The 17,900-nt window shown below is 71.5% G+C and carries 15 protein-coding genes; 6 read left to right on the top strand and 9 right to left on the bottom strand.

The window, feature by feature from the left end; genetic code table 11:
- Nucleotides 1-69 precede the first annotated feature (69 nt).
- Both ACO2Q3_RS19520 and ACO2Q3_RS19515 read right to left on the bottom strand, forming a co-directional pair.
- On the bottom strand, nt 70-912 hold the full coding sequence (locus tag ACO2Q3_RS19520; RefSeq protein ID WP_423309625.1) for an oxidoreductase: 843 nt from the start codon (nt 910-912) through the stop codon (nt 70-72).
- A gap of 79 nt (nt 913-991) precedes the next feature.
- Nucleotides 992-1,876 carry a TauD/TfdA dioxygenase family protein gene (locus ACO2Q3_RS19515; RefSeq protein WP_423309623.1) on the bottom strand — a complete coding sequence of 295 codons (885 nt, stop codon included), beginning with the start codon at nt 1,874-1,876 and terminating at the stop codon, nt 992-994.
- Between the two features lie 274 nt (nt 1,877-2,150).
- On the opposite strand from ACO2Q3_RS19515, the gene ACO2Q3_RS19510 reads away from it, so the two are divergent.
- From ACO2Q3_RS19510 to ACO2Q3_RS19495, 4 genes are all read left to right on the top strand, one after another.
- Nucleotides 2,151-3,371: an aromatic ring-hydroxylating oxygenase subunit alpha gene (locus tag ACO2Q3_RS19510; protein WP_423309621.1), complete on the top strand. Its 1,221-nt coding sequence runs from the start codon at nt 2,151-2,153 to the stop codon at nt 3,369-3,371.
- Nucleotides 3,371-4,186 (top strand): 4,5-DOPA dioxygenase extradiol, encoded by an 816-nt coding sequence (ygiD, locus tag ACO2Q3_RS19505; RefSeq protein WP_423309619.1) that lies wholly within the window; start codon nt 3,371-3,373, stop codon nt 4,184-4,186. The genes ACO2Q3_RS19510 and ygiD overlap by 1 nt, the downstream gene beginning before the upstream one ends.
- Nucleotides 4,187-4,215: 29 nt before the next feature.
- Nucleotides 4,216-5,301, top strand: coding sequence for an acetamidase/formamidase family protein (locus ACO2Q3_RS19500; RefSeq protein ID WP_423309617.1), 1,086 nt, complete (start codon nt 4,216-4,218; stop codon nt 5,299-5,301).
- A 154-nt stretch (nt 5,302-5,455) separates the two neighbouring features.
- The gene (locus ACO2Q3_RS19495) at nt 5,456-6,397 is read left to right on the top strand and encodes a helix-turn-helix domain-containing protein (protein ID WP_423309615.1); all 942 of its coding nucleotides are present in this window, start codon (nt 5,456-5,458) and stop codon (nt 6,395-6,397) included.
- A 407-nt stretch (nt 6,398-6,804) separates the two neighbouring features.
- Here ACO2Q3_RS19495 and hisG read toward each other — a convergent pair whose 3' ends face one another.
- The 3 genes from hisG to hisS form a co-directional block, all read right to left on the bottom strand.
- On the bottom strand, nt 6,805-7,761 hold the full coding sequence (gene hisG, locus ACO2Q3_RS19490; RefSeq protein ID WP_423309613.1) for an ATP phosphoribosyltransferase: 957 nt from the start codon (nt 7,759-7,761) through the stop codon (nt 6,805-6,807).
- Between the two features lie 145 nt (nt 7,762-7,906).
- On the bottom strand, nt 7,907-9,046 hold the full coding sequence (locus ACO2Q3_RS19485; protein ID WP_423309611.1) for an ATP phosphoribosyltransferase regulatory subunit: 1,140 nt from the start codon (nt 9,044-9,046) through the stop codon (nt 7,907-7,909).
- Nucleotides 9,043-10,521 carry a histidine--tRNA ligase gene (gene hisS, locus ACO2Q3_RS19480; RefSeq protein WP_423309609.1) on the bottom strand — a complete coding sequence of 493 codons (1,479 nt, stop codon included), beginning with the start codon at nt 10,519-10,521 and terminating at the stop codon, nt 9,043-9,045. The genes ACO2Q3_RS19485 and hisS overlap by 4 nt, the downstream gene beginning before the upstream one ends.
- 376 nt (nt 10,522-10,897) lie before the next feature.
- On the opposite strand from hisS, the gene ACO2Q3_RS19475 reads away from it, so the two are divergent.
- Nucleotides 10,898-11,707, top strand: a complete 810-nt coding sequence (locus ACO2Q3_RS19475) for a siderophore-interacting protein (RefSeq protein ID WP_423309607.1) — start codon at nt 10,898-10,900, stop codon at nt 11,705-11,707.
- A gap of 247 nt (nt 11,708-11,954) precedes the next feature.
- Here ACO2Q3_RS19475 and pgi read toward each other — a convergent pair whose 3' ends face one another.
- Entirely contained in the window at nt 11,955-13,565 is a 1,611-nt protein-coding gene (pgi, locus tag ACO2Q3_RS19470; protein ID WP_423309605.1) for a glucose-6-phosphate isomerase, read from the bottom strand.
- A 115-nt stretch (nt 13,566-13,680) separates the two neighbouring features.
- On the opposite strand from pgi, the gene ACO2Q3_RS19465 reads away from it, so the two are divergent.
- Nucleotides 13,681-14,163 carry a hypothetical protein gene (locus ACO2Q3_RS19465; RefSeq protein ID WP_423309603.1) on the top strand — a complete coding sequence of 161 codons (483 nt, stop codon included), beginning with the start codon at nt 13,681-13,683 and terminating at the stop codon, nt 14,161-14,163.
- Here ACO2Q3_RS19465 and ACO2Q3_RS19460 read toward each other — a convergent pair.
- The 3 genes from ACO2Q3_RS19460 to ACO2Q3_RS19450 form a co-directional block, all read right to left on the bottom strand.
- Nucleotides 14,135-16,252 (bottom strand): protein-disulfide reductase DsbD family protein, encoded by a 2,118-nt coding sequence (locus ACO2Q3_RS19460; protein WP_423309601.1) that lies wholly within the window; start codon nt 16,250-16,252, stop codon nt 14,135-14,137. The genes ACO2Q3_RS19465 and ACO2Q3_RS19460 overlap by 29 nt on opposite strands.
- Before the next feature lie 83 nt (nt 16,253-16,335).
- Nucleotides 16,336-17,121: a hypothetical protein gene (locus ACO2Q3_RS19455; protein ID WP_423309599.1), complete on the bottom strand. Its 786-nt coding sequence runs from the start codon at nt 17,119-17,121 to the stop codon at nt 16,336-16,338.
- A 61-nt stretch (nt 17,122-17,182) separates the two neighbouring features.
- Nucleotides 17,183-17,746 (bottom strand): OmpA family protein, encoded by a 564-nt coding sequence (locus ACO2Q3_RS19450; protein ID WP_423309597.1) that lies wholly within the window; start codon nt 17,744-17,746, stop codon nt 17,183-17,185.
- Nucleotides 17,747-17,900 lie beyond the last annotated feature (154 nt).

Raw genomic sequence — 17,900 nt, 5'->3', positions numbered from 1 at the left:
TTCACGTGTTCATGGATCCTCGGGACAGGCGCCCGAGGATGACGGCAAAGAGGGTGGAATGTCCGCGGCTCAGCTGCCGATCGACACCGTCAGGCCGATGAATTCGCCGAGGTCGTGCTGCAGCTGGCCGGCGGCGCGGGTGGCGTAGTGGACGGCGTCGGCGCCCAGCAGCAGGTGCATCGGCAGGACGTCGGCCTCCAGCACCTTGAGGATCGCCGCGGCGGCCTTGTCCGGGTCGCCGTTCTCATGGCCGGAGCCCTCGACCAGCATGCGGCGGGGCAGGTGGCCGACGCCGTCGTAGTCGGCGATCGTCTGTTCGCTGAGCACCAGCGAGCGCCCGGCGTAGTCGGTGCGCAGGCCGCCGGGGGCAACGTTGATCACCCGGATGCCGAGCTCGGCGACTTCCTGGGCCAGGCACTGGGTGGCGCCTTCCAGGGCGAACTTGCTGGCGGTGTAGGTGGCGGTGCCGCCCCAGGCGGCCAGGCCGCTGACCGAGGTGATGGTCAGGATGGTCCCGGCGCGGCGCTGGCGCATGGCCGGCAGGGCGGCCTGGATCACGGCGATGGCGCCGAACACATTGACCTCGAACTGGTCGCGCATCTCGGCCAGGCTGGTCTCTTCCAGCGCGCCGATCAGGCCGTAGCCGGCGTTGTTGACCAGCACGTCGATGCGCCCGAAGCGGGCCTCGGCGGCCGAGACCGCGGCCTTCACCGCCGCCTCGTCGCGCACGTCCATCAGCAGGCCCAGCGCCCGTTGCGGATCCAGCGCCTTGAACGCGGCGCGGTCGGCCTCGCGCCGGGCGGTGCCGGCCACGAAGTCGCCGGCCGCAAGGGCCGCCTTGGCCAGGGCGAGGCCAAGGCCGGAGGACACCCCGGTGATGAACCACACGCGGGGAGAAGCTTGTTCGGTCATGTGAAATCCGTCTGAAGAGGGTCAGGCTCTGAGGCGGCGAAGGCAGGCCGGGGGACGGCAGCGCCGCCCCCGGCAGGGATCAGTACGGGCGGTCGCCCTTGACCCACAGGCGGTGCATCTCGCGGATGTACTTCTTGTCGTCGTACAGGGTGCCGGTGTGCAGGGTGCAGCGGTTGTCCCACATCAAGAGGTCGCCGGCCTGCCACTTGTGGCGATAGATGAACTGGTCCTGGGTGACGTACTCGACCAGGTCGTCGACCAGCTTCAGGCCTTCTTCCTTGGGCATGCCGACCACTTCGGTCACCGTGCCGGTGGACGGCCACAGGGCCAGGCGGCCGTCGGCCGGGTGGGTGCGCACCAGCGGGTGGATCACGTCCGGGTTCTCGGCCACCAGCTGCGGATCCAGCTCCTCACGGGCGTTGAACTCGCGGTTATGCATGAAGTGAACCCAGGAGTGGTGCAGCTTCAGGTCCCGCAGCTGCGCCTGGCGCTCGGCCGGCAGCTGGTTCCAGGCGGCGACGCAGTCGGCCAGCAGGGTGTCTGAGCCCTCGGCCGGCACCTCGACCGCATAGAGCATGGTCATCATCACCGGCTCTTCCTTGTAGGAATAGTCGGTGTGCCAGCCCACGCCGTCGTTGTGCGCGCCGATCGGCTTGCCGTTCACCACCCGGTTGGAGAGGATGTAGATGTTGGGGAAGCCCGGCAGGCAGTTTTCCTTCAGCGTATGGCCTTCCGGCTCGCCGAAGCGGGAGATGAAGTCCAGCAGGTCCTGCGGGCCCATCTTCTGGCCGCGCAGCGCCAGCGCGCCGTGGCGGTGGAAGGTGTCGACCACCGCGTCCAGCGTGGCCTCGTCGGCCTTGGGCAGGTCGACCCCGATGACCTCGGCGCCGAAGCCGGGCTTCAGTTCGCGGATCTGCAGGGCGGGCGTCTTCTGGGCGGGTTCGGAAAGGGCGGCGTCGGCCATGGCGGACCTCAGGTCAGGCGTTTGATGGTTCGCAGGCTAGCGTCGCCGCGCCTCGCCGTCTTGCCCGGGCGCGCCCGGCGAGTTTCGCGACCGGGGCGGACCGGGCGGGGCTGAACAATCCAAGCCCAGCAAGGCGTTCATGGCGCCGAGAATCCCGGCGAGGCTCTCGTTTGTCGTGGCGCTGAGCAAGTTGTCGTGCGCGCTGGTGCAAGACTGACGAGGTTTTTGCGGCGTAGCGTCAGGCCTCTTCGCCACTCCAGAGCGCCTGACACCCATGAAAGCCGACCTCTTCAACGACGCCTTCTTCGACAGCCTGTCGAGCTCCGTGCTGGACGTCGCCGACGCCGAGAGCCTGCCGCCGGCCTGCTACGTCGACGCCGGCTTCTATGCGTTCGAGAAGGAGGCGGTGTTCAATCACGAATGGCTGTGCGTCGGGCGCGAGGCGTGGGTGAAGGAGCCGGGCGACTACTTCACCACCCACATCATCGACGAGCCGATCGTGGTGGCGCGCACCCGCCAGAACGAACTGAAGGCGATGTCGTCGGTCTGCCAGCACCGCGGCATGCTGGTGGCGGAAGGCCATGGCAACGCCCGCGGCTTCGTGTGTCCCTACCACCACTGGACCTACGGCCTGGACGGCCACCTGGTGAACGCCCCGGCGATGGAGAAGACCTGCGACTTCGACAAGCGGTCGGCCGGCCTGCCGAACTTCAAGGTCGAGGTCTGGGAAGGCTTCATCTTCATCAACTTCGACCCGGACGCGCCGCCGCTGGCGCCGCGGCTGACCGCGGTCACCGAGGTGGTCAAGCCTTACGACCTCGCCAACGCCGAAGGGGCCCGGCCCGGCCCGCCAGGGAAGAACCCCTGGAACTGGAAGGTGATGTTCGAGAACAACAACGACGGCTACCACGCCAGCCGCCTGCACCACGGCCCGCTGCACGACTTCGTGCCCAGCGGCCTGGCCGTGTTCCCCGAACTGCCGGAGGATACCGCCGGCTACTACCGCACCAACGGCACCCTGCACGCGGACGCCAGCTTCAACGCCACCCAGAAGGCGCTGCTGCCGATCTTCCCGGGCCTCGGCGAGGTCGAGCGCAACCGCATGCTGTTCGCCAACATGCCGCCGACCCTGTCGCTGGTGATCATGAGCGACATGGTGATCTACCTGATCGTCCGCGCCACCGGGCCTGAGACGCACGAGATGGACACCGGCGTGCTGGTGGCCCCCGGGGCCATGGAGGACCCGGCCTACGAGCATCGCATGAACATGAACATGGCGGCGGCCTACGAGATCATCGCCCAGGACATGCACGTCGACGAGATGGTGCAGATCGGTCTGCGCTCGCGCTTCGCCCCCCGCGGGCGCTATTCCTGGCAGGAAGGCGCCCAGCGCGCCTTCAACGGCTGGCTCACGCCGCGCTATCAGGAGACCTGGAAGAAGATGAAGGCCGAACAAGCCGCCAAGGGTCTGGCCAGGCCCGCGGGCGTCGCCTGATGGCGCGCCTGCCCGCCGTCTTCTTCGGGCACGGCAGCCCGACCATCGCCCTGGAGACCAACGAGACCACGGCGACCTGGAACCGGATCGGCCGCGAGATCGGCAAGCCCAAGGCGATCCTGTGCATCTCGGCCCACTGGCTGACCAACGGCGTGGGGGTCACGGCGATGGCGCGTCCGCGCACCATCCACGACTTCGGCCGCGGCCTGGGTGAGGCCCTGTTCCAGGTGCAGTACCCGGCCCCCGGTGATCCGGCGCTGGCCGCGCGGGTGAAGGAGCTCCTGTCGCCTGAGCTGAACGTAGTGCTGGACCAGAACCAGTGGGGCCTGGACCACGGCTGCTGGTCGGTGCTGTCGAAGGCCTATCCCGACGCCGACGTGCCGATCGTGCAGCTCAGCATGGACGCCTCCAAGCCGCCGGCCTGGCACTACGCCATGGGCCAGAAGCTGGCGCCCCTGCGCGAGGAGGGCGTGCTGATCGTCGGCAGCGGCAACGTCGTGCACAATCTGCGGGTCATGGACTGGCCCGGCCGCTGGGCTCAGCCCTACGACTGGGCGGTCCGCTTCAACGACTACATCCGCGACGCGGTGGCGACCGACCAGCCGCAGAAGGTCATCGACTACGCCAGCCAGGGGCAGGACGCGGTGATGTCGGTGCCCGACCCCGATCACTACTGGCCGCTGCTGTATGTGCTCGGAACGCGGGCGCCGGGCGAGGCGGCGCGCTTCGATCCTGATCACTTCGAGCACAAGTCGCTGAGCATGATGAGTATTGTGCTGGGCGCGCACGAGAATGGGGCTTCAAAGGCGGCGTAACATTTTACGCGAGACCCGAGAGGCACTTCATGGCGTTCATCTGCGAGGCCGGGGAAACCCGCGCCGACACCCTCCCCGGCGCCCTGCACCATCTGCCGGCCACGCCGGCCACCGTGCACTGGGGCTACTTCGACGCCGCCAAGGCGCCGGTGATGCGGGTGAAGAGCGGCGACCTGGTGCAGGCCGAGGCCGTCACCCACCATGCCGGCGACGCCCCCGAGCTGATGTTTGACGCCGGCGTCGAGGCGCTGTTCAAGGAGATCCCGGAGTCCGACCGCAACCCGGGCGTCCACATCATGACCGGGCCGATCTGGGTGGAGGACGCCAAGCCGGGCGACATCCTGGAGGTGCGCTACCTGCGGATGGTCCCGCGCTGCAACTACGGGTCAAACCTCGCCGCCAACTGGGGCTACCTGTACAAGGAGTTCGGCGAAAAGGAGCGGGTGACCATCTACGAGCTGGATGCCAACGCCGGCCACGCCCAGGCGCTGTACGCCTACGACTTCCCCGGCAAGTACCTGGTCCCCGGCACGATCACTCACTGCCCGGTCTGCGACCGCCAGCCGGCCCTGGCCGGGGTGCGGGTGCCGGCCCGGCCGCACCTGGGCACCGCCGGCGTGGCGCCGGACACCACCGGCCGCGTCTCCACCATCCCGCCCGGCCTGCACGGCGGCAACATCGACAACTGGCGCATCGGCGCTGGGGCGACGATGTACTATCCGGTGCAGGTGGACGGCGCCCTGTTCTCGATCGGCGATCCGCACGTGTCGCAGGGGGACGGCGAGCTGTCCGGCACGGCCATCGAGGCCTCGCTGAACGTGCTGTTCCAGGTGGTTCTGCGCAAGGATTTCCAGGTCGCGAGCCCGTTGCTGGAGACGCCGAAGTACTGGATCGTGCACGGCTTCAACGAGGACCTGAACGTGGCCATGCGCGACGCCTCCAAGGAAATGCTGAGCCTGCTCACCGAACACGTCGGCCTGACGGCCAACGACGCCTATTCGCTGATGAGCGTGGCCACCGACTTCGGCGTCACCCAGGTCGTGGACGGTCGCCAGGGCGTGCACGTCCGCATCCCGCGCGACATCTTCCCGGCCCGGGGGACGGTGAAGGGGTGACGTCAACGGTGCTGGTGTCGGGCAATAGCGCCCCTCCCCCCCGCGGGGAGGGGGTGGGGTGGGGGCGCCAGCACAAACCCGTCGACGTTGGCGCTACACCCCCACCCCCTGCCCCCTCCCCGCAAGGGGGAGGGGAGTGCGAGCTTCTTTCCCCATGAAGGCCTGGTCGTTCACCACCGACGTCTATCCGCTGCACGCCCGCCGCCAGGCCTGGCGCGAGGCGATGGTGCGCCTGCGCCTGCCGGTCGAGGCGGCGGCGGAGGACGATGGCTCCAGCGCCTCGGTGAGCTCCCTGGTCTCGCCGATGGGCATGGAGTTCTCCGTGGTCCGGGCCGGCGCCCAGACCATCTCCGGGCGCAACCCGGACCAGCCGGCGGCGATCTGGGTGGCGGCGCTGCTGGACGGCTCGGCGATCCTCAAGGACGGCCCGGCCGAGGCCGTGGTGGAACCGGGGGACATCGTCTTCGGCCCCACCGGCATGGCCGCCTCGCTGACCCTGAAGACCCGCTTCCGTCTGCTGTTCATCACCGCCCCGCGGGTGGCCCTGGACCACCGCCTGGTCTCGCCAAGATCGCTGCGCATCGGTCATCTGCCCGCGGCGATGGGGGTGAACCACGTGTTCTCCGGCCTGCTGCGCGCGGTGGCCGAGACGCTGGAGGACCTCGACGACGACCAGATGCGGCCGGTGGAGATGGCGGTGACCGAGTTCCTGGCCTCCAGCCTGTCGGCCGGCGAACAGCTGGCCCCCCGCGGCCCCGCCGCCACGCGCGAGGCGCACCTGCATCGCGTGCGCCAGACCATCGAGACCCTGCTGGCCGAGCCGGACCTCAGCCTGCGCCGGGTGGCCGAGACCGAAGGGGTCTCGCCGCGCTACCTGCAGAAGCTGTTCACCGCCGCGGGCGAGAGCTTCACCCATTACATCCGCTGGCGGCGGCTGGAGCGCTGCCGCATGGAGCTGGTCAGCCCGCGCTACGCCGACGCCTCGATCTCCAGCATCTGCTTCCGATGGGGCTTCAACGGCTCAGCCCACTTCAGCCGGGCCTTCCGTCAGCAGTACGGCGTCTCGCCACGGGAGTACCGGCGCGCAGGCGGGTAGGGGCGGGGAGAGTCTATCACCGTCTTCCCTCGCGCAGCGGGGGCGGCGCCCCTTCGCTGGGGGCGCGGGTGGCAGGCGACTGCCTACAGTCAAGTTTCTGACGCTATCGCGGAAAAGAACAAACCCGCCGCGGGGGATAATCGCGGCGGGTCTGAAAGGCCTTGGTCTATCGATCCAAGCGGGCGTTTCCTCCCCGAAACGCCGGAGACTTAAGGCTCTTTGGTAGGCCTCGTTGTCTCTCGCAGTGTCAGAAAACGGCAAAATCCGCCCGCTGTCAACGCGCCCGATACCCCAAAATGAAAGATTTCACGCCGAACTCAACACATCGGGGTGTTTTTTGGACTGACTGGTCAAAACTAGTCGCGCATCAGGCGACTACATTTTTGACGATCGCGTCAAAAGACCTTTCAGCCGCCCACGATCGCCGCCAGCGACTCGGCGACGGGGCTGGTCGGCTCGAACACATAGGCCGGGTGACTGACGCTGACGGGGCCAACGCCCGCGGCGGCCAGCGCCTGGGAGGCGGCGAACAGGTCGCGCGCATCGACCAGCACGCCGTTGGCGCGGGTGGCCTGGTCGGGCTGGGTGAACGGCTGGATCGCGGCGCGGGCCGCCGGCTCCTGTTCCGCCGGCCACACCAGCGAGCAGATGGTCTTGCCGCGCGCGCGCGCCTCGACGATCGCCATCAGCCGGCGCAGGGTCTCGATCTGGCCCGCGTCCCAGGTCGCGGCCAGGGAGCCGGCCAGCTGGGCCTGGCTCTTCAGGATCAGGCCGTCGCCGATGATCTTCAGGCTGTTGGCCTGCAGCGTGGCGCCGCTGCTGGTGATGTCGACGACGATCTCCGCCGCGCCCGCCGCCGGCGCGCCCTCGGTGGCGCCGCTGGATTCGACGATGCGGTAGTCGGCGACGCCGTGCCGGGCGAAGAAGCTGCGGGTCTGGGCCAGGTACTTGGTCGCCACACGCATCCGCCGGCCCGTGCGGGCCAGGTACAGGTGGGCGACATCGTCCAGGTCGGCCATCGATTCCACGTCGACCCAGCTCTTCGGCGCGGCCACCACCAGGTCGGCGCGGCCGAAGCCCAGGGCGCGCAGCAGCATCACCCGCGCGTCCAGCGTCTCGCCGAACTCGCGCAGCAGGTCCTCGCCGGTGACGCCCAGATGCACCTCGCCCTCATAGAGCGCCGCGGCGATGTCCGAGGCCGACAGCAGGCGAACCGAGACGCCGGCGATGCCGTCCATGCGCGCGGAATAGCCCCGACCGCCGCCGGCGTTGGTCACCGGCAGGCCGGCGTCCGCCAGCCAGTGCTCCACCTGTTCCTTCAGCCGCCCCTTGGACGGGATCGCCAGGATCAGATCTTCGCTCATCCTTGTTCTCCTCCCCCGATGGGGGAGGGGGACCGCGAAGCGGTGGAGGGGGCTCCAGCGGAGAACCGATCCATCGCGCCCGGCTGAAGCCCCCATCCCCGGCTTTGCCGGGACTTCCCCCTGAGGGGGAAGAGAGTCGCCTTGCTCATGGCCGTCCCCCAACCCAGGCCCGGCCTGGCCGGACCATGCAGCCCACCGCCCCGGTCGCGACCTTGGCGCCCAGGCGGGCGGGCAGGCCGTCGTAGCGGCCGCCGGCGGCCACGGGCTGGTCGTCGGGCAGGGCGGCGCTGCGCACCTCGAACAGCATGCCGTCGTAGTAGCCGAAGTTGCGGCCGAAGGCGGCGCTGAACCGCATCGCCTCGGCCGGCACGCCCTCGGCTCGCAGGGCGTCAAGCCGCCGGTTCCAGCCGGCCAGGGCCGCCTCCAGCTCGCGCCGGCCCGATCCGCCCAGCAGGGCGATGGCGGCAAAGGCTTCGCGCGGCGAGTCGGAGATGGCCAGGAAGCGGCGGATCAGCTGCGCCTGGTCCTCGCGCAGGCGCGTCGCCCGCGACAGGGCGGCCCGCTCGGCCAGCCGGTGCACGATCTCGCCGGCGGAACGGCCGCCCACCGGCTCGATGCCGGCCAGGGCCCAGACCTCTTCCAGCACGGCGGTGGCCTCGTGCTCCGGCAGGTTGGTCAGCAGCGCCGCCAGCCGTTCGCCGCCGCGGCCGCTGGCCCGTTCCGTCTCGGCGCTGCCGTCCAGCTCGGCGCGCAGCCGGCGCGGACTGCCGAAGGCGCGCTTCAGCCGCTGCGCCAGGGGCGCCGCCAGCTCCAGGGAATCGATGAAGGCGCCGAACAGGCCGACGTCGCCCAGCAGCAGCGTCAGGTCCTTGCGCCCGCCGGCGGCGGCGGCGCGCCAGCCCATGGCGGCGATCTCGGCGTCTGCGCCGGTGACGTCGCCGGCCTCGAACACCTCCAGGCCGATCTGCAGGAACTGCTCGGCGCGGTCGGACCCGCGCGGCGCCACGCGATAGGCGTGACCTTCGTAGAAATAGCGGCCGATGGTCTTGCCGCCGTCGATGAACGCCCGCACCGCGGGGATGGTGAAGTCGGGGCGCAGCGCCTCCTCCGCCGCGCCGTCGCCCTGCACCACGAACAGCCGCTCGCGCAGCTCCTCGCCGGCCAGGTCCAGCAGCACGCCCAGGGGCTGCAGGATCGGCGCGTCCAGAACCGTGGCGCCGGCCTCGTCGAACGGGGCGCGGATCTGGGCCAGCACCTTGTCCGGCGCGGGGATCTCCATCCTCATCGGCCGGCGGCCTCCACGATGGCGCGGACCGTGGCGACCAGCTCAGCGCGGGGGACGTTGACCTGTCCTGGCCGTTCCTTGCGCCAGGCCTCGTTGTCGGCGACCCCGGCCGACAGGGCGCGGCCCAGGTCCAGATCCTTGATGGTCACGGTCCCGGCGGCGATCTCGTCGCCGCCCAGGATCACCGCCGCCGGGGCCAACCGCCGGTCGGCGTACTTCATCTGCGCCTTCATGCCGGACGAACCCAGGTAGACCTCGGCCGCCACGCCCGCCGCGCGCAGGTCGGCCGCCGCCGCGAAATAGCTGGCCATGTGCTCGGCGTCGAAGGCGATCACCACCACCGGGCCGCGCGCCTGCGCCGCCGTAGCGCGGCCGCTGGCCGCGAGGGCCGCGGCCAGCCGCGAGACGCCGAACGAGAAGCCCGTCGCCGGGGTTCGTTCACCGGTAAACCTTGCCACCAGGTCGTCGTAGCGGCCGCCCCCGCCGATCGAGCCGAAGCGCATCACCGCCCCGCTCTCGTCGGTCACCTCGGCCAGCAGTTCGGCCTCGAAAACCGCGCCGGTGTAGTACTCCAGGCCGCGGACCACGGACGGATCGAAGATCGCGCGATCCTCGCCGACCCCGAGGCCGTTCAGCGCCGCGCCGATCCTCGCCAACTCGGCCAGGCCCTCGTCGCCTTCCGCCGATCCGCCGATCACCTGCGCCAGCCGGTCCAGGGTGGCGGTGCGACTGTCACGGCCCGCCTCGACGAAGGCCAGCACGCTGTCGATTGCCGCCGAGCCCAGCCCCGCGCCCTTGGTGAAGGCGCCGCTCTCGTCCTTGCGGCCGGCGCCCAGCAGGGCCTTGACCCCCTCGGCGCCCAGCCGGTCCAGCTTGTCGACCGCCCGCAGCACCACCAGCTTCTGCCCGGCGTCCTCGACCCCCGCCGCGCTCAGGAGGCCGTTCAGGAGCTTGCGGTTGTTGATCTTCAGCACATAGCCGTCGGTCGGCAGGCCCGCGGCGGCATAGCCCTCGACGGCCATGGCGATGATCTCGGCGTCCGCTTCCGGGCGGGCCGAGCCCACCGTGTCGGCGTCGCACTGCACGAACTCGCGGAAGCGGCCCGGTCCGGGCTTCTCGTTGCGCCACACTGTGCCGAACGCATAGCGGCGGAACGGCTTGGGCAGGCCGTCCCAGTGCTCCGCCACGAACCGCGCCAGGGGCGCGGTCAGGTCGTAGCGCAGCGCCATCCACTGCTCGTCGTCGTCCTGCAGGGCGAACACGCCTTCGTTCGGGCGGTCGGAGTCGGGCAGGAACTTGCCCAGGGCGTCGGCGTACTCGAACGCGCCGGTCTCAAGAGCCTCGAAGCCATAGGCCTCGTAGACTCTCGACACCGCCTCCAGGATGCGGCGCTCGGCGCCGAGGGCGGCCGCCCGGCGGTCCTGGAAGCCGCGCGGCGCGCGGGCCTTGGGTCGGAAAGGGGCCTCGCTGGTCATGGCCGCGCGCTTACCCGTTCGCAGGGGCGGGAGCAAGGAAAGCAGGGGTCCATCGTCGAATCCTCTTGCGGTGGTCGACGGATGGAGCGTCTGGCGCGCCCCATCCGGTTGGCGGGGCGCGGGGAGCGGGCTTGTCTCTTAAGCCAAGCGCATCCGGCCCGGCCCGCGGTGGCGGGTGGGATGAGAGCCGTGATGATGGTGGCCAAGGCCGGTCATGGCGGCGTCTCTAGCGCAGGCTCCGGGGCGGGGCAATCCCGCGCACCCGCGCTACGCCGGTCCACTTGAGAACAGATCGCAGAAATGCGCTTGCGTGCCGATATCTTTTCGATATATCAAAATAACAGATATATCGAAGATCGTCTTGGAGCACTCTCAAATGCCGGATTTGGAACAGCCCCGCCGCCGCCCGTCCCTGGCCGTCTGGCCGCTCACCGTCGTCGACGCCCTGGACGTCACCCCGCGCATGCGCCGGGTCCGGTTCGTCGGCGAGAGCCTGGAGGCCTTCCCCTGGCGGCCCGGCCAGGATGTTGTGCTGAACATCCCCACGCCGCAGGGCGAGGCGCGGCGGCACTATACGGTCCGGGCCTTCGACCGCGCCGAGCGCCGGCTGGACATCGACTTCGCCCTTCACGGCGACAGCCCGGCCACCCGCTGGGCCCGGCAGGCGAAGATGGGCGACACCCTGATGGCCAACGGTCCCCGGGGCCGCACCGTGGTCGACGCCGAGGCCGACTGGCATCTGTTCGTCGGCGACGAGACGGCCATGCCGGCGATCATGGCCATGATCGAAAGCCTGCGGCCGGGCGTCCGCGCCCAGGCGATCATCGAGGTCCGCGACGCCGACGAACGCCAGACCCCCTCGACTGTGGCCGACGTCGACATCGAATGGTTCTACCGCCAGGGACCGGCGCACGCCGCCAGCCGCGCCCTGATCGACCGCATGGCGCTCTACGCCATCCCGCCCGGCGTGGGCCAGGCCGCGGTGATCGGCGAGACCGCCATGGTCCGCGCGGTGCGCCAGGGCCTGATCGCCCGGGGCTTCCCGCGTGAACGGATCAGCGCCGAAGGCTACTGGCGTCCGGGCCGCATCGGCGGCCACGACCACGTGTTCGACGCCGCCGAGGTGATGGACCGTGTGGCCGGCAAGCTGCGCGACGGCGTCGCCGCGGCCTTCGGGGGGCGGTGAGGGCGGCGGTGGGACGGACGAACTCGTTGCGGGAACGCCCTCCTGACGCCTCCGCCTTTGACGCCTCTCCCTCTCGTCACCCCGGCCGGAGCGAAGCGCAGAGCCGGGGCCGGCGGTTCCGCCACCGAGACGAACTCCAGCGCATCGCGGCGGCCAACCGCCGTCTTCTAGAGAACGGCGCGGCTGGCCCCGGCTCTCCGCTGCGCTCCGGCCGGGGTGACGAGGGGAAGAAGCAAACGGCGGGCGGCTAGCCCTTCAGCCGCGCGATCAGCGCCGCCGTGGAGGGGTCGTGGCTCCCGCCCGGGCCGCCCTGCAGTTCGTCCAGCACCCGGGTGGCCAGGGTCTTGCCCAGTTCCACGCCCCACTGGTCGAAGCTGTTGATCCCCCACAGCGTGCCCTCGACGAAGGTCTTGTGCTCATAGAGGGCGATCAGCGCGCCCAGGCTCTCGGGCGACAGGTCCGGCAGCAGGATGAAGCTGGTCGGCCGCTCGCCGGGGAAGGTGCGTTGCGGCGCCAGCCGGTCGATCTCGTCCGGCGCCGCGCCCTTGGCCCTCAGCTCCTCGCGCACCGCCGCCTCGCTGCGGCCGGCCAGCAGCGCCTCGCCCTGGGCGATGGCGTTGGCCAGCAGCTTGGCGTGCGCGCCGGGCGGGCCTTCGTCGCTGCTCGCCGCGGCGATGATGTCCACCGGGATCACGTCGGTCCCCTGGTGGAGCAGCTGGAAGAAGGCGTGCTGGCCGTTGGTGCCCGCGTCGCCGAACACCGCGGCGGCCGTGCCGCGGCTCAGCGGGGCGCCGGCGGCGCTCACCCGCTTGCCGTTCGATTCCATCTCCAGCTGCTGCAGGAAGGCCGGCAGCAGGGCCAGTCGCCGGGCGTAGGGCACGACGGCGCGCATGCGCCGGTCCAGGCCGTTGCGGTTGGCCAGGTGGGCCAGCGCCAGCAGCACCGGGGCGTTGTGCGGCAGGGCCGTGTGCCGGAAATGCTCGTCCATCCGCCGCGCGCCCGCCAGGAAGCGGGCGAACACGTCCCAGCCCAGGCCGACGGCGCAGGACAGGCCCACGGCCGACCACACCGAATAGCGCCCGCCGACCCAGTCCCAGAAGGGGAATACCCGGTCCTGCGGCACGCCGAACGCCGCGGCGCCCTTCACGTTGGCGCTGACGGCGGCGAAGTGCTGCGTCGCGCCGTCCTTGCCCAGGGCCGCCTCCAGCCAGTCGCGCGCGGCCTCGGCGTTGGCCAGGGTCTCCAGGGTGGTGAAGGTCTTGGAGACGGCGATCACCAGGGTCTGGGCCGGGTCGAGCCCCGCGGTCGCCGCGGCGATCTCGGCGCCGTCGACATTGGCGGCGAAGCGCAGGGTGATCGGCGCGTCCAGCGGGCGCAGGGCCTCCCACACCAGCCGCGGCCCCAGGTCCGAGCCGCCGATGCCGATGTGCAAGATGGCGGTGAACGGCTTGCCGGTGGCCCCGCGGATCGCGCCGGAGCGCACCCCGTCGGCGAAGGCCGCCATCTTCGCCCGCGCGGCGTCCACCTCCGGCGATACCGGTTCGCCCATCGCGCGGTAGTCGGCGCCCTCTTCCGCCCGCAGCGCCATGTGCAGGGCGGGGCGCCCCTCCGAGGCGTTGACGATCTCGCCGGCGAACAGGCGGCTGCGCGCGCCCTCCAGGCCCGCCACTTGCGCCAGCGCCAGGGCCGCGTCGAGCGCCGCGGCGCTGAGCGGCTGCTTGGAAAGATCCAGCCGCAGCCCGGCGGCCTCGACCGTCAGCGTCCGCAGGCGCCCGGGCTCGATCCGGAACAGTTCGGCGATCGGCGCGGCGCCGTGAACGGCGGCCTCGAAAGCGGCCCAGGCGGCATTGCGGTCCATGACTGATCCTCTGACTTCGGTAGGCGCTCGTTTACCCTGTTCGCCCTACCCTGGCTTCCCAGACGCCCCGCCCCCCCAATCCGTTCCGAGGCGTCCGCCCGAAGGGGATTTTCAGATGTCCTGTGACGCCGTTTCCGCCGCCGCCATGCTCTGGCTGGCCTCCACCGCGCCGATGCATCCGGCGACGCCCGGCCTTACCCTCATCGCCGCCGAGGCGCCACCGCCCTCGGTCGCGACCGAGCCGCTGTTCGCCGACATCGTCGGCCGCGCCCGCGCGCTGAAGGCGCAGACCGAGGGCTACATGAAGGTCGACCTCTCCGGCGACGTCTCCGGCCTGCCCGACTACGCCACCTTCAAGGCGCGTGTGGCCCAGCTGTCCGACCTGGACATGCAGGGCCACGTCACCCTGACCCAGCGCGGGCTCAAGGACGACCTGAAGTGCATCCTCAAGGGCATCTCGCAGGACCTGCCGGTGCGCCTGCGCGACCTCGAGGCCGCGGCCACGCCCAAGGCCCGCGCCGACGCGCTGAAGGAGATGAGCTATCTGCTGCGCGACAACGTCGAGGTGATCACCGCGCCGCCACAGCCGGCGGCTTAGCGGCTGAATCCAGCGCTCCCGCGACCAGGGCCGGGGTCAGCAATTGCGGCAGCACCCTGGGCTCGCCGCCGCCCGCGCCATAGACCAGGTAAAGCGGCACGCCCGCCCGGCCATGCTCGGCCAGCGCCTTGGCGATCCGGGCGTCCGGCCTGGTCCAGTCCGCCACCAGATAGACCGCGCCCGAGCGCTTGAACGCCCGCGCCACGTCGCCGCTGGAGAAGGCCACCTGCTCGTTGACCTGGCAGGTCACGCACCAGGCGGCGGTGAAGTTGACGAACACCGGCTTGCCCTGGGCCTGCAGCTCGGCCACCCGCTCCGGCGACCACGGCTCGGGCGGGGCGGCCTTCGGCTCGGCCTCGACGGCCACGGCGCCGACGCTCAGCGCCGCCGCCAGCCCGGCCAGGGCGTAGAGTCCTGTCGCCCGGCCGCCCGCCATCCGCCGTCGCTGGGCCGCGCCGTACACCCAGGCGCCGAAGGCCAGCACCACGGCGGCGGCGAAGATCAGCTTCAGCCCGTCGCTGCCGGCGAGGCTGGCCAGCACCCAGGCCAGCCAGGCCGCGGCGGCGTACATCGGGAAGGCCAGGGTCTTCTTCAGCGCCTCCATCCACGGGCCCGGCCGGGGCAGGCGGCGGATCAGCCTCGGCGAGAAGGCCAGCAAGGTGAACGGGGCGGCGAAGCCGAGGCCCAGCGCTGCAAACACCGCTAGCCCCACCGCCGCGGGCTGGGTCAGGGCGTAGCCCAGGGCGCCGGCCATGAACGGCGCCGTGCACGGCGCGGCCACCACCACCGCCAGCACCCCGGTGAACGCTGCGCCGATCAGACCGCCGCGCCCGGCGAGGCCCTGGCCCAGGCCCTGCACCGAGGTCCCGATCTCGTAGAGGCCCGACATGTTCAGGGCCGCCGCCAGCATCACCAGGCACAGGCCCGCCACCACGGCCGGCGACTGCAGCTGGAACCCCCACCCGGCGCTGGCCCCGCCGGCGCGCAGGGCGAGCAGCAGCCCGGCCAGGCCCAGGAAGGTGGCCATCACCCCGCCCAGGAAGGCCAGGCCGTGCTCGCGCGCCGCGGTCGGCTCGCCGCCGTGGCCGGCCAGGGAGGCGGCCTTCAGCGACAGCACCGGGAACACGCACGGCATCAGGTTCAGGATCAGGCCGCCCAGGAAGGCGAAGGCCATGTACAGCGGCAGCGCCATCGGCCCGCTGGCGGCGGGGCCGGCGGCAGCGCCCTGCGGCGGTCCGAGGCCCGAAGTTCCGGCAGGCGGCGGTCCCGGCGTCGCGGTGATTTCATAGGCCTTGCCGTCCGCCGCCAGCACTCCCACCGCCTGGCCGGGGGCCTTGCCCTGGGTGAAGGCGTAGCCGGGAGCCAGCGCCAGGGTCAGCCCCTCGGGGCCGCGGTCCACGGCCTGCGGCCTGGCGTGGTCGATCAGCTTGTCGTCGTAGGGATAGAAGTAGGCGTCGCGGTCCGCGGCCCCCTTCAGCGCGGCCCCGGCAATGGCCAGCCGCACCTGGGTCGGGGAGGCCTGGAAGCTGGCGGTCAGCCCCTGCGGCTTGGGCGCGGCGGCCAGGGCGGCATCGATCAGGACCCCGCCGGTCGGGTCGCGGCCGCCGGACGCCGAGGCGATCGGCACGTCGAGGCTGAGGTTGGCGTCGGCCGGGACGCAGACGTCGGCGCAGACCAGGAAGGCGACGGCGGCCTTCAGCGACAGGGTCTGGCCGGGCCTGGCGTCGGCGGGCACCTTGATCGGCACGGGCAGGACCACGTCCCCCTCGTAGCCGTAGTTCATGATCGGCCCCACCGGCAGCCGCTTCGGCGCCGCCCAGACGATGTCGCCGGCGCTGGCGCCGGGCGGCAGGGTCCAGGTGATCTTCGTGGCCTCGCCGGCGTCGCCGGGATTGCGCCAGTAGGTGTGCCAGCCCTTGTCGATCTTCTGGGTCACGGCGACCCACAGCGTGCCGCCCGGCGTGGCCGAGGTGGTCTGCGCCACCAGGTCGGCGGTCAGGTGCTGCGCCTGCACCGGTGCGGCGGCGGCGGGAGCGGCGAAGGCGAACAGGCTCGCCAGGACGAGGACGGTGCGAAGGATCAGGTTCACCATGCTGTCTATACGGCCGAAACGGGCGTTTCGATACAGGACCTAAGCGGTTCGTGTGGAGCAAGGGAGGCGCGGCTGCAGGCTCAGCCGCCCCGCGCGCGCAGCAGGTCCGACCAGCGCCAGTTGCCCGAGCCCAGCGCCAGGCGCGGGGCCCCGGGGCTGTCGTTGAGGGTCAGCAGCACCAGGCCGTGCACCGCCTCGGTGCGGCAGGCGGCGGGGGCGAAGCCGACTTCCCAGAGGATCGCCTCGCGCACGGCGGCGAGGCCGGCGCCGTCCTGGCTGCCGCGGCGGATCCAGTCGCCGTTCCACAGGAAGATCACCGTGCCGGCGGCGCCCACCTGCCGGTCGGCGTCGGCCACGGCGCCCTGCACGCGGGCGTCGCGGCGCAGCGCCGCCTGGAGCCGGGCGGCCATGTCGCAGGCGCCGCCCCCGCCGCCCCCGCCACCGGCATGGCGGGCGCCCGCCATCTCGGCGGCGCTGGGCTGGACATCGGGGGCCTGGCCGTCGCCGTCACCGGCGTCCAGGGTCTGGGCGTCGGCGCGGGCGACCACGCTGCGCGCCTTCAGCGGCGCGGCGGCGGCATGCCGGGCCGGCGCGGCGGCCTTCTTCGGCGTCGGGGGGGCGGCCGCCTTGGCCGGCGCGGGCGGCTGCGGGACCGGCGGCGCAGGGGCGGGGGGAACGGGCGCGGGCGCCTTCACCGCCAATGGCAGCTGAAGCATCGCCACATTGATCGGCGGCGCCTCGGGCTGCGGCCCCGGCGGGGCGGGCGCCAGCACGATCGCCGCAAGCACCGCCAAGTGGGCGCCCAGGCTGAAGCCCCAGGCGGCAAGACGGCGTCGGCGGTGTCGCCGGGGGGGCTGCGGGCTCATGACAGGCCCAGGCCGCCCGGATCCCGCGGGATCCGGGCGAGCCCGGGAGCCGTCGCGAGGATCAGGACATTACGATCAGCATCACCCGGCGGTTGGCCTGGCGGCCGGCGCGGGTGTTGTTGGGCGCGATCGGCGCATCCTGCCCGTAGGAGATGGTGCTGATCCGGTTCAGCGCCACGCCGTGCTCGTTCAGATAGCGGCGCACGGCCTCGGCCCGCTCTTCGCCCAGCCGATAGTTGCCTTCCTTCGACCCGGTGGCGTCGGTGTGGCCCTGGATCTCGACGTAGACGTTGCGGTTGTCGGTCTTGAGCTTGTCGACGAAGGCGTCGAGCCGCTGTTGCGCCTCGGTGGAGAGCGCCGCCTTGGACACCGGGAACTTCATGCTGTCGTCGGACAGCACCATGGAATAGTCGAACTTGCCTTCGGCCAGCTTGCCGGCCGCCTCGGCGCGTTGCAGCGCGTCGCGGGTGGTCTGGTCGAGCTGTTGCAGGTGGTTGTCATCGTCGGCCAGCTTGGCGTCGTGCTGGTCGACGCGGGTGGAGACCACGCCCACCTGTTCGCGCACAAAGCCCTTGGTGGCGCATGCCCCCAGGCTGGTCATCGTCACGGCGGCGATACCCGCCATCAGTACCCTCGATACGGCTTGCATTGTGCAAGGCTCCCTCAGTCTGCGGCCCTAAGCCCTCAGTTGTTTTGACCTCCCCAACGAGCGGAGGCGTAAGCACCGAAGGCGGCCGATTGTGGGCGTAGCGTGGCCATAAGCCGGCCTTAACCGTGGC

This window comes from Caulobacter sp. KR2-114 (genome assembly GCF_049446115.1).
Classification (GTDB): Bacteria; Pseudomonadota; Alphaproteobacteria; order Caulobacterales; family Caulobacteraceae; genus Acaudatibacter.
This window is presented reverse-complemented; position numbering and strand designations above follow the sequence as displayed.

Coding starts and splice junctions, on each gene's coding strand:
- hisG (WP_423309613.1), bottom strand. CDS start 7,761: ATGAGCGAAGATCTGATCCTGGCGATCCCGTCCAAGGGGCGGCTGAAG.
- ygiD (WP_423309619.1), top strand. CDS start 3,371: ATGGCGCGCCTGCCCGCCGTCTTCTTCGGGCACGGCAGCCCGACCATC.
- ACO2Q3_RS19455 (WP_423309599.1), bottom strand. CDS start 17,121: ATGAGCCCGCAGCCCCCCCGGCGACACCGCCGACGCCGTCTTGCCGCC.
- ACO2Q3_RS19465 (WP_423309603.1), top strand. CDS start 13,681: ATGTCCTGTGACGCCGTTTCCGCCGCCGCCATGCTCTGGCTGGCCTCC.
- ACO2Q3_RS19475 (WP_423309607.1), top strand. CDS start 10,898: ATGCCGGATTTGGAACAGCCCCGCCGCCGCCCGTCCCTGGCCGTCTGG.
- hisS (WP_423309609.1), bottom strand. CDS start 10,521: ATGACCAGCGAGGCCCCTTTCCGACCCAAGGCCCGCGCGCCGCGCGGC.
- ACO2Q3_RS19495 (WP_423309615.1), top strand. CDS start 5,456: ATGAAGGCCTGGTCGTTCACCACCGACGTCTATCCGCTGCACGCCCGC.
- pgi (WP_423309605.1), bottom strand. CDS start 13,565: ATGGACCGCAATGCCGCCTGGGCCGCTTTCGAGGCCGCCGTTCACGGC.
- ACO2Q3_RS19510 (WP_423309621.1), top strand. CDS start 2,151: ATGAAAGCCGACCTCTTCAACGACGCCTTCTTCGACAGCCTGTCGAGC.
- ACO2Q3_RS19515 (WP_423309623.1), bottom strand. CDS start 1,876: ATGGCCGACGCCGCCCTTTCCGAACCCGCCCAGAAGACGCCCGCCCTG.
- ACO2Q3_RS19450 (WP_423309597.1), bottom strand. CDS start 17,746: ATGGCGGGTATCGCCGCCGTGACGATGACCAGCCTGGGGGCATGCGCC.
- ACO2Q3_RS19485 (WP_423309611.1), bottom strand. CDS start 9,046: ATGAGGATGGAGATCCCCGCGCCGGACAAGGTGCTGGCCCAGATCCGC.
- ACO2Q3_RS19500 (WP_423309617.1), top strand. CDS start 4,216: ATGGCGTTCATCTGCGAGGCCGGGGAAACCCGCGCCGACACCCTCCCC.
- ACO2Q3_RS19520 (WP_423309625.1), bottom strand. CDS start 912: ATGACCGAACAAGCTTCTCCCCGCGTGTGGTTCATCACCGGGGTGTCC.